The following is a 15,684-nucleotide window of genomic DNA, read 5'->3' on the forward strand; positions in this document are numbered from 1 at the left end:
GACAGCTCAGTCTTCGACCTGACCCAGTTCCCGTTGGGCACGGCGGTCACCGGCACGGGCGGCCAGGCGCAGCAGATCGTGGCCGATGCGGCGGTCGCGGGCGTTGCCGCACTCGGGGCACATCAATTGGCCCAGACGGCTTTGCGCAGCCACTACGCCCTCACGGGCCGGCTGCTTGAGCAAGCGCCCGGCGAAGTGTTTGATGTTGGTGCTATGGCCCAGGCGTGGGCTGTCGAGCAACCACAGGGCGACTTTCAAGGAAAAACGCTTGGGTGCGGTAACAGTCTGGGAGGTATCGGTAACAGAAGGTGATACTAAGCGAAACTTCATAAAGCACTGTGGGACAGAACGGAAGGCGCGCCACTCTACTCTTTTTTTCGCACAGGTAAAGCTGAAAAAACCCGGCACGCCCGTTCTAGAGCAAGCGCTTGGGACAATCCACAGAAGCTGTGGATAACTCAGTGGACAACCAGCCTTTAACTCGCGCAAAGGCCCATGGAACGGGGCCCACAGTCAAACTGACGATTTTTTCACCAATAAAAAAAAGCCAGATTTTTCATTGACTTAAATTTCCATTGCAGGCAAATGGCGGCCCTGTCCAGCGATTGACAGCCAGGTTACACACGCCGCAACTAATGTGCACAAGTACCGATCCGATGGTTATATCCCCGGCTTTTTTTGAAGCGATAGCCTTCAAAAATGTTACCGCCGAGGCAAAACAGGGACTTTTCAAATCTTTGCCAGCTCGCCACACTGCCCGACGGACAACACAACGCTGAGTGGGCCGATGAAAGGAATGCTGTTATTCGCCGTGTTGTTACTGGCCATCTGTGCCATTTCATTAGGGATAAATGTCGTACTGCCATCCCCGGATGGGGCGTTGTTTGCCATCGCCATCCTGCTATCGGCCGCGTTCACCGCCGTGAGCCTGTGCATCGAGCTGGGTGAAGGGCGTATCGATGACATGGGCGATGTGATGAAGATGGTCGAGACCGGCCAATCCTTGCGCCTGACCCTGGCCGCTTATGGGTTGGGTTGTTCCCTGGCCGCCGCCGTCACGGTGCTGGTGTATCGCGGCCTGCTGGGCGGCTGATTGAAGTTTTTTGACTAGCACGCTTCCATTGCCTGTTTCAATCCGTTACTATCCGCAGCGTTAGTACCAAGCTGAAAGTCAATTCTGGTCGAACAACTCCCCTGAACAACACGGGATCGACCACCTCGATGGTTTCCAGGTATCACTTGCGACGACACTGCCTTTGAACAAGCAAAGGGTGCCGCGAAGTTTTAATACTCTGACCGAACCAACCTGCAAATTGATCAGGATCTTCACCCCGGGCCCAGAACCTTTGCCCTTGTTGTGTTGCCTGCCCTCCTAAGTACCTACCTGCCAGCCCAAGCGCGCCTAACTTAATCAGCGCTTCAAACTGGCTGCTTTGTTCCAGTCGGGTTCTTCGTTCGATCAATGGTGATCAACGTTACTGGAACGTTTTAACGTTGCACGGTTCTTATCCGTGTCATTTGTAGGAACACCAATAATATGTCCGCTATCCACACTCAGGATGCCATTCGCACCCTCACCAACGCTTTTGCCCCAATGAACTGCCTGATCATGGCCGCTCGCAAAGGCTGCTTCAGCTTCACCCTGGTCAACGAACACGGCATCGCCCGTCACAGCGAACGCCTGTACCCCGATCAATACTCCAGCGCTGAACCGCTGCAGGCCGTGATCGAGCGTACCCGTCAGGCACTGGTTGCCTGATCGACCCGAGTCGCTGAAACACAAAAAACCCTGTTTAAAACACAGGGTTTTTTATTGCCCGTCATTCTTGCCTGGAGTATTTGCACTAAGTTCAAATCGATATAAACGTTATAACTGGTTGAAGAAGATGTTTTAAAAACAGTCCTTTACCTCATGAATATGACACTACACTTCAACTCAAGCGGCATGATCCGCTTCCGACGAGCCTGAGAGCCGATCCACTGCTGCCAAGCCCCCTTTCTCAGGGCTCGTCGACCCTTTTCACGGATTGAGGCATGTATGGGTATCGCAGCCAGTGAATTGTGTCGCTATGTGATCCGGCCGACCCTGACGTACCTCGGCCAGCAGAGCCCAACGGCTGAGTCACTGCTGCTGGGTATCGCCGCCAGCCAGTCGGAATTGGGTTCTGCCCTGCATGATCGACGCGGCCATGGCCTGTACAGCATCACCGAACCTCGCCATCGCGCCTTGTGGGATAACTACCTGGCGCTCGACCCCGAGCGTGCCAGCCTGGTACGCGGGCTCGCCAGCCAACACGCCTTTCTCAGTGCGCCCCAACTGGAGCTCACCGTAAACCTGCGTTATGCCACGGCCATCGCCTGGCTCCTGGTCGAACAACACAGCCCCGCCCTGCCACCACCCGGTGATGTTTTAGCCATGGCGCGTATCTGGAAAGAAATATTTCATCCTCAAGGAAGGCTGCGGGATTTCACCCAGGCCTGGCAAACCTGTGTTTCGCCCTTGAATCACGTGGCCTGCTGACCGGGCAATTTGCAAGATTCGGCAAAAAAGCCGAATTTTGGTCGGATTGTCCTACAAAACCGCTCTATCTCCTGCATTACAGCCTATAGCGCGATGTTAATTTTATTGATACTTTCCGCTGCGGTGATCACCACGGAGTTCTAATAATGAAAAAAGTAATGCTCAAGACCACACTTAGCCTCGCCGTTGCCATGGCATCCTCCCAACTGTTCGCAAGCGGTTTCGCACTGAACGAACAGAGCGTCAGCGGGATGGGTACGGGTTTCGCAGGTCGCTCTTCTTCTGCCGATGATGCAAGCACTGTCTACGGTAACCCGGCCGGTATGTCCCGTCTGAATGGCCAACAAATCACCGGTGGTGTCGCTGCCATTGATGCGTCGACCGATATCAGCAATACCGGTGGCAACTCTCGCGGTTCCAACAAAGGCGACATGGTTCCGTTCACCGCGGTGCCATTCGGTTTCTACACCAACAAACTCAACGATCAGTGGGCTATCGGCTTCGGTGTATACGCACCGTTCGGCCTGGTGACCGACTATGAAAACGGCTTCCAGGGTCGCGGCTTCGGCAGCAAGAGCGAAGTGAAGGTCATGACCTTCCAGCCAACTGTCAGCTATGCGTTCAATGATCGTGTATCCATCGGCTTTGGCCCGACCATCAACCGGATTTCCGGTGTGCTTGAGTCGGACAAGACCCTCAGCCCGCTTGCCTCCGACACCAACGTCAAAATCAAGGGTGACGATACCGCCCTGGGTTTCAACGTCGGCGTATTGGTCCAGGCCACCGACACCACTCGCGTGGGCCTGACCTACCACTCGAAGGTCAAGTACAAGCTGGAAGGCCACACCACGGTCAGCGGCCCAGCGGCCACTCAACCGTTCCTGCGTAACAACCGTTACGACGCTTCGTTGAAAATCGACACCCCAGAGTCCTACGACCTGTCGGTCACCCAAGACCTGACCGACGCCTGGAAACTCTACGGCGGTGCAACCTGGACGCGTTGGAGTCGCCTGAAAGAGATCACCGTCAACAACGAAGGCGTAACAGCTGCAGGCGGCTTACTGGCGCCAAGCCAACTGGGCTCTATCACTGAAGAACAAAATTGGCACGACACCTGGGCCTACGCCGTGGGTACCTCGTATCAGTTGACCAAGCAAGTCGTGCTGCGTACCGGCCTGACCTTCGACCAATCCCCGGCCAACAACACCGATCGTTCGCCGCGCATCCCGACGGGCGACCGTACGATCTTCAGCGTGGGCCTGGGCTACAAAGTCATGGATAACATGACCGTCGACCTGGCGTATTCGTACCTGAAAGAAGAAGACGTCAAGATCAACCAGACGGCTAACGCCCCGTCGACAGCCAGTTACCGCGCCAAGTACGAAAACAGTGCCAACGGTTTCGGCCTGGGCATGACCTACACCTTCTGATCCGCACGGGTGTAAAAAAGCCCCGCTCTCCTGCAAGGGAGGCGGGGCTTTTCAGTGCCCGATAATCAGGGTTTGGACGCTATCGCCTGCTCCACCGCCTTGATCAGGTCGGGGCTGTCCGGCTTGGTGAGGCTGGAGAAATCGGCAATCACCTTGCCCTGGCGGTCCACCACGTACTTGTAGAAATTCCACTTCGGCGCATTGCTCTGCTGCGCCAATACCTTGAACAGGTGCACCGCGTCCGGCCCCTTGACCTTCTGCGGCTCGGTCATGGTGAAGGTCACGCCGTAGTTCACGTAGCAGACCTTGGCGGTTTCTTCGCCGGTCTTGGCTTCCTGCTTGAAGTCATCGGATGGCACGCCGATCACCTCCAACCCTTCATCCTTGTAGCGCTGATACAGCGCTTCGAGGCCTTTGAATTGCGGCGCGAACCCGCAAAAGCTCGCCGTGTTGACGATCACCAGGGGCTTGCCGGCAAAACGTTGGCACAGGTCGATGGATTCCTTGGCGCGCAACTTGGGCAATTGACCCTCCAGCAACGGCGGGCAATCGGCAGCCAACGCCACGCCGCCAAAAGCAGCCATCAGCACAGGTACAGCCAGCCAGCGCATCTGCATGTCGAAACGTCCTTTAAAGAGTTCAGGCACCGAACTTAACAGATCGACATACCCAGTTGCATCAACGCCAGGCCACCGCGCTGCCAGCCCCACCAGGCCAGGGCCAGCAACAGTGCGGCCGCGATTGCCCCGCCAAACCAATACCAGGTCGAACTCATGCCGTCTCCATCTGCGCCTGCAATCGCGCCACCGGCCGCTCACGTACCGGCCAATTCAGGGCTGCGGCGAGCACGCTCAACAGGATCGCCACTTGCCAGATCAAATCGTAGTTACCGGTTCGATCATAGACCACCCCGCCCAACCAACCACCAAGGAACGAGCCGAGCTGGTGGAAAAGGAACACGATCCCACCGAGCATGGACAGGTTTCGCACTCCGAACAACGTGGCGACCGTGCCGTTGGTCAGCGGTACCGTGGACAGCCACAAAAAGCCCATGGCCATGCCGAACAGGTAGGCCGTGACTTCGGTCACCGGTGCCCACAGGAACAGGATGATCACCACCGCGCGCAGCAGGTACAACCCGGTCAACAGGCGCGGCTTGGACATGCGCCCGCCAAGCCAGCCGGCGGTATAGGTGCCGAAGATATTGAACAACCCAATCAACGCCAACACCGTGGTGCCGACCGTGGCCGGCAAGTGCTGGTCCACCAGGTAGGCCGGCAGGTGCACACCAATAAACACCACCTGGAAACCGCAGACGAAAAAGCCGAAGGCCAGCAGCCAGAACCCGGAGTGGGAGCAGGCTTCCTTCAAGGCTTCACCCAGGGTCTGCTGGCCGGCCATGACCGGCAGCGGGCGATCCTTGAGCATGCTCACCAGCGGCAGGATCAGCGCCACCATCAGGCCCAGCGCCAGCAACGCGGCCGACCAGCCCAGCCAACTGATCAAGCCCAAGGTGCCCGGCACCATGGCGAACTGGCCAAACGAACCGGCGGCACTGGCAATGCCCATGGCCATGCTGCGCTTTTCCGGCGCCACGGCGCGGCCGACCACGCCCAGAATCACCGAGAACGATGTACCCGACAGACCGATACCGATCAGCAGGCCGGCACTCAAGGACAACGACCACGCCGAATCCGACAGGCCCATCAACACCAGGCCTGCGGCGTACAACACCCCGCCGACAAACACCGCCCTGGTGGCGCCGAACCGGTCGGCCAGGGCACCGGTAAAGGGCTGCGCCAGGCCCCAGATCAGGTTCTGCAAGGCGATGGCAAAGGCAAAGGTCTCACGGCCCCAGCCGAATTCGCTGCTCATCGGCGCCAGGAACAGGCCGAACCCGTGCCGCACGCCCAAGGACAACGCCAGGATCAGCGCACTCCCTACAAGGATCCAACCACTGGTGCGCCACATCGACGTCATTTCTTATTCTCCGTTCGCGGGTATATACCCGCTTGTATTCGAACAAACCCGCGTTCAGGCGAGTTCATCCAGCAAGGCCAACAGGGTTTCGCGTTTTTCCGCGCCGAGTTGATCGACCAATTTCTGTTGCGCCGCCTCCCAGGCGGGTAACGCTGCCGCCAGGCGCTCTTCACCGGCGGCGGTCAACAGCACCAGGCGGTTGCGCAGGTCATCGCCCTCTACCATCCGCACCAGGCCCTCACCTTCCAACACCCGCAGGTTGCGCCCCAAGGTGCTGCGATCCAGGCCCATGGCGTCGGCCAGGCTGGAAATGCTCGGTTGATCGAGGCGCTGCAGGTTGCACAGCAAGGAATACTGGGCGACGTTGATCCCGAAGCCGTCGAGGGCGCCGTCGTAGTGCCTGCTGACGCCACGGGCGGCACGTCGCAGGTTGGTGCATAAACATTGGGAGGCAAGCATGGAACGTGTATATACCCGCGATTAAGGAAATGCAAGAAAGTGTTACAACGCCAAACCGACCAGAACAGCCACTTCCAGCAGCTCCAGCAGCGCGCCAGCGGTATCGCCGGTGGTGCCGCCGAGGCGATTGACCATCAGTTGGCGCAGGCCGATAAAACACACGGCCGCGAGCAGCACGGCAACCCCACCGCTGAAACCACCGATCAGGATGCAGGCCAGGCCACTGAGGATCAGCACCTGTTGCCCGACGACGCGCGGTAGATGATCCGACAACGCCTGGCCCAACCCACCCGCTCGCACATAACGGGTGGTGAGAAACAACCCCAGCATCGACGCACGGCCGATCAACGGCGCGAGAATCAACGCCACACCGTTGCGCTGTTCGATCAAAGCCACCAGCGCGGTGAACTTGAGCAGCAACACCAGGCCCAGGGTGACCACCGCAATCGGTCCGCTGCGCGGGTCTTTCATGATGCTGAGGGTGCGCTCGCGGTCGCCGAAGCCACCCAGCCAGGCATCGGCGCTGTCCGCCAGGCCGTCGAGGTGCAAGCCGCCACTGAGCAACACCCAGGCCGTCAGCAGCAGCGCGGCGTGCAACAACAGCGGTGATCCGATCAACAGCGTATTGAGCCCCCACAGCAGCACGCCGAACAGCAACCCGACTACAGGATAAAACAGCAACGAGCGCCCCAGTTCCTGCGGTTGCGGCATACCCGGCAGGCGAATCGGCAAACTGCTCAGGAACTGCACGGCGATCCAGAACGGCAGCATGCTCAGATTCCTTCCTTCAACACGCCATCGGCGCCGACCTGCAGGTTGAACAACCCACCATGAGCGACTTCGACATTCAGCAACTGCTCACGGGGCAGCCCCCGAGCGTGGGCCAACAGCAAACGCATCACCCCGCCGTGGCTGATCAACAGCACACGCTCACCGGCATACGCCTTATGCAGGCGCAGGACGGCGCCCAAAACCCGCAGGGAAAACGCGCTGACCGGTTCGCCCTGGGGCGGCGTGAAGCTATAGGGATCGGCCCAAAACCGGCCCAGGCCTTCGGCGTCGGTCTCCATCAGCGCTGCCGCACTTTGCCCTTCCCAGGCACCGAAGTGCAGTTCCTGCAGGTCCTTTTCCAGACTCACCGGCACATTCAGCCGCGCGCCCAGTTCATCCGCGAACCGCGCGCAGCGTTGCAGCGGCGAGCTGATCAGCCGATCCCAGGGCCCCTGTGCCACCACAGCGGCGCGCATCTGTTCCCAGCCCTTGGCGGTCAATGCATCGTCCAGGCTGCCGCGCAGGCCACCCCCCAGTTCGGTTTCGCCATGGCGCAACAGGTCCAGGTGCAAGGTCATGCCGGACGGTCTGCCACGGCCGCTTCGGCAAACGTCGCCATCTGCCCGTGCAGCGCACAGGCCAGGCGCAGCAATGGCACCGCCAACGCCGCGCCACTGCCCTCGCCCAGGCGCAGGCCGAGTTCCAGCAACGGTTGTGCATCGAGGCTCTGCAAGACATGGCGATGGCCAGGCTCGGCGCCGCGGTGGCCGAACAGCAGCCATTCGCGGCACGCCGGGTTCAAGCGCGTGGCGACCAGTGCCGCGACGGTGCAGATAAACCCATCCACCAGCACCACGATGCCTTCCTGGGCGCAGGCCAGGTAAGCCCCCACCAGGGCAGCGATTTCAAAGCCACCGAGATTGCACAGGGTGTGCAGCGCATCCCCACGCTGCGCGGCATGCACGGCCAGCGCGCGTTCGATCACCGCCACCTTGTGACTGACGCCTTGGGCATTCAATCCGGTGCCCGGGCCTGTCAGCTCGGTCACCTGGCAATCGAGCAAGGCGCAGGCCAGCGCACTGGCGGCGGTGGTGTTGCCAATGCCCATCTCGCCGCCAACAAACAACTGCGCACCGCTTTCACGGGCGCGCAGCACACTGTCGCGACCCGCCTGCAATGCCAATCGGCCCTGGGCACCGGTCATTGCCGGGCCCTTGACGAAATTGGCGGTGCCCGCGCCGATATTCAGGTGACGCACGCCATGCAGGCTCAGCGAAGGGGTCACCGTACCGAGGTCGACCACTTCCAACTGCGCATCCAGTTGCCGCGCCAATACACTGATGGCCGCGCCACCGGTGACAAAGTTATGCAGCATCTGCCCGGTCACTTCCTGGGGAAATGCCGATACACCCTCGGCAACCACACCATGGTCACCGGCAAAGATGGCAATCCACAGCCGGTCCACCGACGGTTTGACCTGGCCCTGCAAGCCGGCCAATTGCACCGCCAGCGCTTCCAGCTGGCCCAGGGAACCGGCCGGCTTGGTCAATTGCTGCTGGCGCGCCAGGGCTTGTTCGTACGCCGAGGCGTCAATGGCCTTACAAGGGTTGAGCCACCAGGTGTCAGTCATAACGCAGTACCTTTCAACGTCAGGGGCAGGCCGGCAACCGTCAGGACAACACGCTGACAGCGCTCGGCCAAGGCTTGATGCAGCCAACCGGCTTCATCCACATAGCGGCGAGTCAATTCGCCCAGCGGCACGACACCCAGACCGGTCTCGTTGCTGACAAAAATAATTTCACCCGGCAGCACGGCCAGGCTTTCCAGCAATTGATCGCGCTCGAACGCCAGGCGCTGCGCGTCTTCGAGCATCAGCAGATTGGTCAGCCACAGGGTCAGGCAATCCACCAACAGGCAACGACCGGGCGCAGCGTTTTCGCGTAGCACACGCGCCAGCTCGACAGGTTCTTCGATCAAACCCCAGTGATCAGGGCGACGCTCGCGATGCAAGGCAACGCGGGCATTCATCTCGCCGTCAAGCGGTTGGCTGGTGGCGATATAGATCACGGGCAAAGCGCTGTCGCCGGCGAGTTTTTCAGCGAGGCGGCTTTTGCCGGAGCGGGCGCCACCTAAAATCAGTTGAAGCATGAGACCCCCCCTCCCCACCCACCACTCCACGATGCGAAGCGAGTCGTTTTTGATCCTGCTTTTGATCTGAAGTCGCCCCGTAAACCACGCTGGCCGAACGCAGGCTTGAATCCGTGGGTAACCCGGCAGGACGCCGGGTTAGCCGCACTGGGCCAGGGATGGCCCATTGCGGCGGCCCACGGATTCAAGCCTGCGTTCGGGCACACCGAGCCCAAGCGAGGTGCCGAGTGGTGGGGCGAAGGCCTTTTGCTTACTTTTGGCTGGGCCGGCTTCCGGCCTTTCCAAAAGTGAGCCGCTGTAAGAGCGGAACCATAAGTGGCCGTTACCGCAGGAATGGATATGTACACCGAAAGTCCCCTCCCACATTTGAACCGTGTGTACACCCTTAAACCCCACACAGACTACGCAACAAATCGGTGTCCAAATGGTTCTCCACCAAATCCGCCAACCGCTCAATGTCCCGCTCGCGCAAAGCGTGATAATCCACTTCCTGCACATCCTCCAACCCAGCCCAACGCAACAAGGCACTGCAAGCCGCCGGCGTCTCGAACAAACCATGCAGATACGTACCAAGGATCTGCCCGTCAGCACTCAAAGCCCCATCACTACGCCCGTCGTCCAGCACCACGGCGGCATGAGACAGCGCATCGCCCGACGTCACCCCTGCATGAATCTCATACCCACTGACCTCAGCATCCTCCAGCACCAACCGCCCACGCACATTGCGCAATTGCTTCTCTTCTTCCAAGGTCGTGCTGAACGCCAACAACCCCAGCCCCTCACTGGAACCCGCCCCCCCTTCCAAGCCCAACGGGTCATGCACCTGCTCGCCCAACATCTGCAGCCCGCCGCAAATCCCCAGCACCTTGCCGCCGTAGCGCAAGTGCCGCGCCACGGCGGTGTCCCAGCCATGGGCACGCAGGTACGCGAGGTCGCTGCGCACGCTTTTCGAGCCCGGCAGGATGACCAGGTCGGCGGCCGGAATCGGCTGGCCCGGCCCGATGAACTGCAAGTCCACCTGAGGATGCAGGCGCAGCGGATCGAAATCCGTATGGTTGCTGATGCGCGGCAACACCGGCACCACCACCTTGAGCACCTGCGCCGCCTTGTCGATCTGGCGTTGGTCGATACCGTCCTCGGCTTCCAGGTGCAGGTCCATCACGTAGGGCAATACGCCCACCACCGGTTTGCCGGTGCGTGCCTGCAACCAATCCAGGCCGGGTTGCAGCAGTGCGATGTCGCCGCGAAAGCGGTTGATGATGAAGCCCTTGACCCGCGCCTGTTCGCTGGGAGAGAGCAATTCCAGGGTGCCGACCAGATGGGCGAACACCCCGCCGCGATTGATGTCGGCAATCAGCAGCACCGGGCAGTCGACGGCCTCGGCGAAGCCCATATTGGCAATGTCGTTGGCGCGCAGGTTGATCTCCGCCGGGGAGCCTGCGCCTTCCACCATCACCACCGGGTAGGCTTCGCTCAACCGCGCGTGGGAAGCCAGCACCGCCTGCATCGCGATGGCTTTGTAGTCGTGATAGGCCACCGCGTTCATGCTGGTCACGGCGCGGCCATGGATGATCACCTGGGAGCCGGTGTCGCTGTTGGGCTTGAGCAGCACCGGGTTCATGTCGGTATGGGGCGCCAGGTTGGCCGCCTGGGCCTGCACCGCCTGGGCACGACCGATCTCGCCGCCCTCGGCCGTCACCGCACTGTTGAGCGCCATGTTCTGCGGTTTGAACGGCACCACGGCAATGCCCTGGCGTACCAGCCAACGGCACAACGCGGTCACCAGGGTACTTTTGCCGGCATCGGAGGTGGTGCCTTGCACCATCAGCGTACTCATGAGGCGTCCTTGTAGGCAGCCAGCGCTTCGTCGAGACGCGACCAATCGGCCTCGGTGTCGGGCAGGCCAAACCGCACGCTGCTGTTGTGCACAAACAGGCGCAGCAAGATGCCGCGCTGGGCCATGAATTCGTGCATGCGCTCGGCGTGCGGGGTGATCAACCATTGGAACAACGCGCAGCCGCCCTGGGGTTGAAAGCCACGACGCTCGAGCAGTTCAAACAAACGCTGGCCGGCCTCGATGCAGCGTGCCCGCTGCCGTGCATGACCGGCAGTATCGCGCAGGCACACTTGGCCCAGTACCCGCGTCGGCCCGCTGACAGCCCAGGGCCCAACCTGTTCGGCCAGCAACTTGAGCAGCCTGCGCTCGGCCAGCACAAAGCCCAGGCGCACCCCGGCCAGGCCGAAAAACTTGCCGAACGAACGCAGCACAATCAGGCCGACCTGATGGGCCTGGCTCGCCAGGCTCAACTGCGGGGTGACATCCATGAACGCTTCGTCCACCACCAGCCAGCCGCCGCGCTGGGCCAGCCTTGTGTGCCAGTCCAGCAGGCGTTGCGGAGCCAGGCTCAGTCCGGTGGGGTTATTGGGATTGACCACCACCAGCACGTCGAGGACGTCGAGGAAGAAGTCGACTTCCTGCTCCTGCACTTCACGCACCACGTAGCCGGCACGCCGCCAGGCCTCGGCATGTTCGGCGTAGCACGGCGACAGCACGCCGACCTTGCCGGCACGGCGCAGGCGCGGCAGCAACTGAATCGCCGCCTGGGAGCCGGGCACCGGCAGCAGATGCGCGGCGCCGTAATACTCGCTGGCCGCCTGTTCCAGGCCGTCGTCCGATTCCGGCAAGCGCGCCCAGGCCCGCAGCGGAATCTCCGGGATCGGCCATGGCCAGGGTGCGAGGCCGCTAGACAGGTCCAGCCAATCGGCCTCGGCAATCCCGTACTGAATCGCTGCCTTGCGCAGCCGGCCACCGTGCTCAAGCATAAAATTGCCCCCCCACGCAGAGAATCAGCAACCACAACCATACGCCGCGCTGCACCAGTTGCCAGCCGCGGTCGATAGAGTCGGCATCCGCCGCCGGGCCTTCGCCCAGTGGCGGACGCTGGTGCACCTCGCCGTGGTAAATCGCGGCGCCACCCAGCTCAACGCCCAACGCGCCAGCGCCGGATGCCATCACCGGCCCGGCATTGGGGCTGTCCCAGGTCGGCCCCTGGGTGCGCCAGCATTTGAGGGCCAGGCGGGTTTTGCCCAGCACGGCGTAGGTCAAGGCCACCAGGCGTGCAGGCACATAGTTGAGTACATCGTCGATCTTGGCCGCGGCCCAACCGAAACGCTCGAAGCGTTCGTTGCGATAGCCCCACATCGCGTCGAGCGTATTGCTCAGGCGGTAGAGCACCACGCCCGGTACGCCGGCGACGACAAACCAGAACAACGCGGCAAACACCGCATCGCTGCCGTTTTCCAGCACCGATTCGGTGGCGGCACGGGCGACTTCGGTCCGATCCAGTTCACTGGTCTGGCGGCTGACCAGGTAGCTCACCCGTGTGCGGGCCGCGTCGAGGTCATCGCTGCGCAGGGCCTGGGCCACCGGGATCACATGCTCGCCGAGGCTGCGCATGCCGAGGGCGCAGTACAACGCGAGGATCTCCAGGACCCAGCCGATATACGGCGCCCACGACAACGCGGTGGCCAGCAGGGTCAATGGCACCACGGCGATAACCCACGCGGTCACGCCATGGCTGCGCCAGCCCCGGCCACCGCTGTTGAAACGCTGCTCGATGCGCCCGGCAAAATTGCCGAACGCCACCAGCGGATGCCAGCGCCTGGGCTCGCCCAGCAGCGCATCCAGCGCCACTGCTGCGACACACAGCAAGGCCACACTCATTGACTCACTCCCCACGCATTTTCATACACCATGTCACTCAACGGCCGAGGCTCGGTCCAGCCTTCGAGCTGCAACATCGGTGCCGGGTAAAACTCCGTCACCGGCCCCAGGCACAAGACCGCCAGGGGTTTCGCACCGGGCGGCAGGCCCAGCAGGTCGGCCAGGGCCTGGGGTTCGAACAGCGAGACCCAGCCCATGCCCAACCCCTCGACCCGCGCGGCCAGCCACAGGTTCTGGATCGCACAGGACAGCGACGCCAGGTCCATCTCCGGCAAGGTGCGCCGCCCGAAGATGTGGCGCTCGCGATCATCCATCAACGCCGCCACCAGCACTTCGGCGCAGTCGTGAATGCCTTCGACCTTGAGCTTCATGAACGCATCGGAGCGCTCGCCCAACGCCTCGGCGGTGCGCACGCGTTCTTCTTCCACCAACTGTTGAATCCGGCTGCGCAACGCGCGGTCGCTGATGCGGATAAACCGCCAGGGCTGCATCAGGCCGACACTGGGCGCCTGGTGCGCGGCCTGGAGCAGGCGATGCAGCAATTCGGGCGCGACACTGCCGCCGCTGAAGTGGCGCATGTCGCGGCGTTCGGCGATGGCGCGGTAGACGGCGTCGCGGTCGGCCTGGGGGAAAGCGTTGTCGGTCATGGCCCTATCGGGGGCAAGCCCCCTCCCACAGTGGATGGGGTTTCAGCTCGGTCCGGGGCAAACAACGCGGCTACCGCCGTCGGATTCGACGGGAAATAGAAGTGCACGTAAGAGGCCGTCATCCGCCCGTGCCGGAACACCGCTTCGGCACCGCGCCCACCGTTCGGGCTCAGGCCACGGGCAATCGGCTGGCACTCGGTGCTGGTCAGGGAATGGTGGTACGTGTGCCCGCGCAGCACGCCTTCCGGCAGTTCGACACTTTGCAGGGCCAGGGCCGCGAGTTTCTTTTGCATCACCGCATCGCCTTGCAGCAGGCCGACCAGTTCGGCGCGGGTGCCGTCGACATCGGTGAGCGAATCCAGCAGGTAGAGCATGCCGCCACACTCGGCGAGCAAGGGTTTGCCGGCGGCATGATGGTTACGAATGGCGTCAAGCATCGGCGTGTTTTGCGACAGCGCCTGGTGGTGCAATTCCGGGTAACCGCCGGGCAAATACAGGCTGTCAGCCTCGGGCAGCTGGCGATCATGGATCGGCGAGAAGAAGTGCAACTCGGCCCCCATCGCCCGCAGCAGGTCGAGGCTGGCGCCATAGGTGAAGGCGAAGGCTTCGTCACGGGCCACCGCAATGCGCACACCGGCCAGCAATGGTTCGGCCATGATCACTTCCGGCGCGGCGAAGGTCACCGGTGGCGGCAATGCGACTTCGCAGCTGCTGCCCAGGGCCTGGGCGGCGGCGTCCAGGCGCACGTCGAGGTCATTCAGCTCGCTGGCCTGCACCAGGCCCAAATGGCGGCTGGGCAGTTCGATCCCGGTTTCGCGGGACAGGGCGCCATACCAGCGCAAGCCTTCGGTGAGGCTGCCTTCCAGCAACTGCGCATGGCGCAGGGTGCCGACGCGGTTGGCCAGCACCCCGGCAAACGGCAGGTCCGGCTGATAGCGCGCCAGGCCCAGGGCCAGGGCGCCAAACGTCTGGGCCATGGCGGTGCCGTCGATCACACCGAGCACCGGCACGCCGAAATGCCGCGCCAGGTCGGCGCTGGACGGTGTGCCATCGAACAGGCCCATCACGCCTTCGATCAGGATCAGGTCGGCCTCACCCGCCGCTTCCCACAGCAGGCGGCGACTTTCCTGCTCGCCCACCATCCACATGTCCAATTGATACACCGGCGCACCGCTGGCGCGCTCGTGGATCATCGGGTCCAGGAAATCCGGGCCGCATTTGAACACGCGTACCCTGCGCCCCAGGTTGCGGTGCAAACGGGCCAGCGCGGCGGTGACGGTGGTTTTGCCCTGGCCGGACGCCGGTGCAGCGATCAGGACGGCCGGGCAGTGACGGGGCTGATTCAAAGTTCGACGCCCTTCTGTGCCTTGATCCCGGCCTGGAACGCGTGCTTGAGCATGCCCATTTCGGTGACGGTATCGCCCATTTCGATCAATTCAGGCTTGGCGCCACGGCCGGTGACGACCACGTGCTGCATCGGCGGACGCGCTTGCAGGTCGCTGAGGACCTGGTCCAAGTCGAGATAACCATGCTTGAGGGCGATGTTCAGCTCATCCAGCACCACCAGGCCGATGCGCGGGTCTTGCAGCAGTTCGCGAGACACGGCCCAGGCGGCTTCGGCGGCAGCGATATCGCGCTGGCGGTCCTGGGTCTCCCAGGTGAAGCCTTCGCCCATCACGTGGAAACGCACTTGCTCGGGGAAGCGACGGAAGAACAACTCCTCACCGGTGCTGTTGCGCCCCTTGATGAACTGCACCACACCGCACTGCATGCCGTGGCCCATGGCGCGCGCGAGCATGCCGAATGCCGAGCTGCTCTTGCCTTTGCCGTTGCCGGTCAGCACCAGCAGCAAGCCGCACTCATTGGGGGAATTGGCGATGCGCTCGTCGATCACGGCTTTTTTGCGCAGCATGCGCGCCAGGTGGCGTTCGTCGCGGTCGGGGGTATCGGTCATGGCAGCTCTCCGTTGGGGCTGGACAAAAACGGCAGGCAGGAAAAAACAGA

19 protein-coding genes are annotated in these 15,684 nt (G+C 62.1%); 4 read left to right on the forward strand and 15 right to left on the reverse strand.

The window, feature by feature from the left end:
• Positions 1 to 6 precede the first annotated feature (6 nt).
• Positions 7 to 330 carry a hypothetical protein gene (locus BFP99_RS05625; RefSeq protein ID WP_065946839.1) on the reverse strand — a complete coding sequence of 108 codons (324 nt, stop codon included), beginning with the start codon at positions 328 to 330 and terminating at the stop codon, positions 7 to 9.
• Between the two features lie 457 nt (positions 331 to 787).
• Here BFP99_RS05625 and BFP99_RS05630 point away from each other — a divergent pair, with 457 nt between their 5' ends.
• The 4 genes from BFP99_RS05630 to BFP99_RS05645 all read left to right on the forward strand — a co-directional run bounded on the left by BFP99_RS05630 (position 788) and on the right by BFP99_RS05645 (position 3,951).
• Positions 788 to 1,093 (forward strand): hypothetical protein, encoded by a 306-nt coding sequence (locus BFP99_RS05630; protein ID WP_065924933.1) that lies wholly within the window; start codon positions 788 to 790, stop codon positions 1,091 to 1,093.
• Between the two features lie 444 nt (positions 1,094 to 1,537).
• Entirely contained in the window at positions 1,538 to 1,759 is a 222-nt protein-coding gene (locus BFP99_RS05635) for a hypothetical protein (protein ID WP_010563939.1), read from the forward strand.
• A 279-nt stretch (positions 1,760 to 2,038) separates the two neighbouring features.
• Positions 2,039 to 2,521 carry a hypothetical protein gene (locus BFP99_RS05640; protein WP_065946840.1) on the forward strand — a complete coding sequence of 161 codons (483 nt, stop codon included), beginning with the start codon at positions 2,039 to 2,041 and terminating at the stop codon, positions 2,519 to 2,521.
• Positions 2,522 to 2,667: 146 nt separating this feature from the next.
• Positions 2,668 to 3,951 carry an OmpP1/FadL family transporter gene (locus BFP99_RS05645; protein WP_065924931.1) on the forward strand — a complete coding sequence of 428 codons (1,284 nt, stop codon included), beginning with the start codon at positions 2,668 to 2,670 and terminating at the stop codon, positions 3,949 to 3,951.
• Positions 3,952 to 4,016: 65 nt separating this feature from the next.
• On the opposite strand, the gene BFP99_RS05650 is transcribed toward BFP99_RS05645, so the two are convergent.
• The 14 genes from BFP99_RS05650 to cobO form a co-directional block, all read right to left on the reverse strand.
• Positions 4,017 to 4,568 (reverse strand): glutathione peroxidase, encoded by a 552-nt coding sequence (locus BFP99_RS05650; RefSeq protein ID WP_027603814.1) that lies wholly within the window; start codon positions 4,566 to 4,568, stop codon positions 4,017 to 4,019.
• A gap of 35 nt (positions 4,569 to 4,603) precedes the next feature.
• A complete protein-coding gene (locus tag BFP99_RS33535; RefSeq protein WP_256097712.1) occupies positions 4,604 to 4,726 on the reverse strand; it encodes a hypothetical protein in 123 nt (40 codons plus the stop codon).
• Positions 4,723 to 5,922 carry an MFS transporter gene (locus BFP99_RS05655; RefSeq protein ID WP_162494272.1) on the reverse strand — a complete coding sequence of 400 codons (1,200 nt, stop codon included), beginning with the start codon at positions 5,920 to 5,922 and terminating at the stop codon, positions 4,723 to 4,725. Before BFP99_RS05655 ends, BFP99_RS33535 begins: the two co-directional genes overlap by 4 nt.
• A 63-nt stretch (positions 5,923 to 5,985) precedes the next feature.
• Complete coding sequence (locus tag BFP99_RS05660; RefSeq protein WP_065946841.1) at positions 5,986 to 6,390, reverse strand: MarR family winged helix-turn-helix transcriptional regulator; 405 nt, start codon at positions 6,388 to 6,390, stop codon at positions 5,986 to 5,988.
• A 42-nt stretch (positions 6,391 to 6,432) separates the two neighbouring features.
• Entirely contained in the window at positions 6,433 to 7,161 is a 729-nt protein-coding gene (locus BFP99_RS05665) for an adenosylcobinamide-GDP ribazoletransferase (RefSeq protein WP_065924928.1), read from the reverse strand.
• Positions 7,162 to 7,163: 2 nt separating this feature from the next.
• Positions 7,164 to 7,739, reverse strand: coding sequence for an alpha-ribazole phosphatase family protein (gene cobC, locus BFP99_RS05670; RefSeq protein ID WP_065924927.1), 576 nt, complete (start codon positions 7,737 to 7,739; stop codon positions 7,164 to 7,166).
• The gene (cobT, locus tag BFP99_RS05675; RefSeq protein ID WP_065946842.1) at positions 7,736 to 8,791 is read right to left on the reverse strand and encodes a nicotinate-nucleotide--dimethylbenzimidazole phosphoribosyltransferase; all 1,056 of its coding nucleotides are present in this window, start codon (positions 8,789 to 8,791) and stop codon (positions 7,736 to 7,738) included. The genes cobC and cobT overlap by 4 nt, the downstream gene beginning before the upstream one ends.
• Positions 8,788 to 9,309: a bifunctional adenosylcobinamide kinase/adenosylcobinamide-phosphate guanylyltransferase gene (gene cobU / locus BFP99_RS05680; RefSeq protein ID WP_065940592.1), complete on the reverse strand. Its 522-nt coding sequence runs from the start codon at positions 9,307 to 9,309 to the stop codon at positions 8,788 to 8,790. Before cobU ends, cobT begins: the two co-directional genes overlap by 4 nt.
• Positions 9,310 to 9,694: 385 nt before the next feature.
• Positions 9,695 to 11,146 carry a cobyric acid synthase gene (locus BFP99_RS05685; protein WP_065946843.1) on the reverse strand — a complete coding sequence of 484 codons (1,452 nt, stop codon included), beginning with the start codon at positions 11,144 to 11,146 and terminating at the stop codon, positions 9,695 to 9,697.
• The gene (gene cobD, locus BFP99_RS05690) at positions 11,143 to 12,132 is read right to left on the reverse strand and encodes a threonine-phosphate decarboxylase CobD (protein ID WP_065924923.1); all 990 of its coding nucleotides are present in this window, start codon (positions 12,130 to 12,132) and stop codon (positions 11,143 to 11,145) included. The genes BFP99_RS05685 and cobD overlap by 4 nt, the downstream gene beginning before the upstream one ends.
• The gene (gene cbiB / locus BFP99_RS05695) at positions 12,125 to 13,033 is read right to left on the reverse strand and encodes an adenosylcobinamide-phosphate synthase CbiB (RefSeq protein ID WP_065924922.1); all 909 of its coding nucleotides are present in this window, start codon (positions 13,031 to 13,033) and stop codon (positions 12,125 to 12,127) included. The genes cobD and cbiB overlap by 8 nt, the downstream gene beginning before the upstream one ends.
• Positions 13,030 to 13,680 (reverse strand): 5,6-dimethylbenzimidazole synthase, encoded by a 651-nt coding sequence (bluB, locus tag BFP99_RS05700; RefSeq protein ID WP_065946844.1) that lies wholly within the window; start codon positions 13,678 to 13,680, stop codon positions 13,030 to 13,032. Before bluB ends, cbiB begins: the two co-directional genes overlap by 4 nt.
• Complete coding sequence (locus BFP99_RS05705; RefSeq protein WP_065946845.1) at positions 13,677 to 15,026, reverse strand: cobyrinate a,c-diamide synthase; 1,350 nt, start codon at positions 15,024 to 15,026, stop codon at positions 13,677 to 13,679. The genes bluB and BFP99_RS05705 overlap by 4 nt, the downstream gene beginning before the upstream one ends.
• Positions 15,023 to 15,634 (reverse strand): cob(I)yrinic acid a,c-diamide adenosyltransferase, encoded by a 612-nt coding sequence (gene cobO, locus BFP99_RS05710; protein ID WP_065924919.1) that lies wholly within the window; start codon positions 15,632 to 15,634, stop codon positions 15,023 to 15,025. The genes BFP99_RS05705 and cobO overlap by 4 nt, the downstream gene beginning before the upstream one ends.
• Between the last annotated feature and the right edge of the window lie 50 nt (positions 15,635 to 15,684).

The sequence above is a fragment of the Pseudomonas sp. 1 R 17 genome, from assembly GCF_900067035.1.
GTDB classification, from domain to species: Bacteria; Pseudomonadota; Gammaproteobacteria; order Pseudomonadales; family Pseudomonadaceae; genus Aquipseudomonas; species Aquipseudomonas marginalis.

Excerpts from the sequence above, each read along its gene's own strand:
- BFP99_RS33535 (WP_256097712.1), bottom strand. The coding sequence starts at position 4,726 with ATGAGTTCGACCTGGTATTGGTTTGGCGGGGCAATCGCGGCCGCACTG.
- BFP99_RS05630 (WP_065924933.1), top strand. The coding sequence starts at position 788 with ATGAAAGGAATGCTGTTATTCGCCGTGTTGTTACTGGCCATCTGTGCC.
- BFP99_RS05640 (WP_065946840.1), top strand. The coding sequence starts at position 2,039 with ATGGGTATCGCAGCCAGTGAATTGTGTCGCTATGTGATCCGGCCGACC.
- BFP99_RS05650 (WP_027603814.1), bottom strand. The coding sequence starts at position 4,568 with ATGCAGATGCGCTGGCTGGCTGTACCTGTGCTGATGGCTGCTTTTGGC.
- cobO (WP_065924919.1), bottom strand. The coding sequence starts at position 15,634 with ATGACCGATACCCCCGACCGCGACGAACGCCACCTGGCGCGCATGCTG.
- BFP99_RS05645 (WP_065924931.1), top strand. The coding sequence starts at position 2,668 with ATGAAAAAAGTAATGCTCAAGACCACACTTAGCCTCGCCGTTGCCATG.
- cobU (WP_065940592.1), bottom strand. The coding sequence starts at position 9,309 with ATGCTTCAACTGATTTTAGGTGGCGCCCGCTCCGGCAAAAGCCGCCTC.
- cbiB (WP_065924922.1), bottom strand. The coding sequence starts at position 13,033 with ATGAGTGTGGCCTTGCTGTGTGTCGCAGCAGTGGCGCTGGATGCGCTG.
- BFP99_RS05685 (WP_065946843.1), bottom strand. The coding sequence starts at position 11,146 with ATGAGTACGCTGATGGTGCAAGGCACCACCTCCGATGCCGGCAAAAGT.
- BFP99_RS05655 (WP_162494272.1), bottom strand. The coding sequence starts at position 5,922 with ATGTGGCGCACCAGTGGTTGGATCCTTGTAGGGAGTGCGCTGATCCTG.
- cobT (WP_065946842.1), bottom strand. The coding sequence starts at position 8,791 with ATGACTGACACCTGGTGGCTCAACCCTTGTAAGGCCATTGACGCCTCG.
- cobC (WP_065924927.1), bottom strand. The coding sequence starts at position 7,739 with ATGACCTTGCACCTGGACCTGTTGCGCCATGGCGAAACCGAACTGGGG.
- BFP99_RS05625 (WP_065946839.1), bottom strand. The coding sequence starts at position 330 with ATGAAGTTTCGCTTAGTATCACCTTCTGTTACCGATACCTCCCAGACT.
- BFP99_RS05665 (WP_065924928.1), bottom strand. The coding sequence starts at position 7,161 with ATGCTGCCGTTCTGGATCGCCGTGCAGTTCCTGAGCAGTTTGCCGATT.
- bluB (WP_065946844.1), bottom strand. The coding sequence starts at position 13,680 with ATGACCGACAACGCTTTCCCCCAGGCCGACCGCGACGCCGTCTACCGC.
- cobD (WP_065924923.1), bottom strand. The coding sequence starts at position 12,132 with ATGCTTGAGCACGGTGGCCGGCTGCGCAAGGCAGCGATTCAGTACGGG.
- BFP99_RS05660 (WP_065946841.1), bottom strand. The coding sequence starts at position 6,390 with ATGCTTGCCTCCCAATGTTTATGCACCAACCTGCGACGTGCCGCCCGT.
- BFP99_RS05635 (WP_010563939.1), top strand. The coding sequence starts at position 1,538 with ATGTCCGCTATCCACACTCAGGATGCCATTCGCACCCTCACCAACGCT.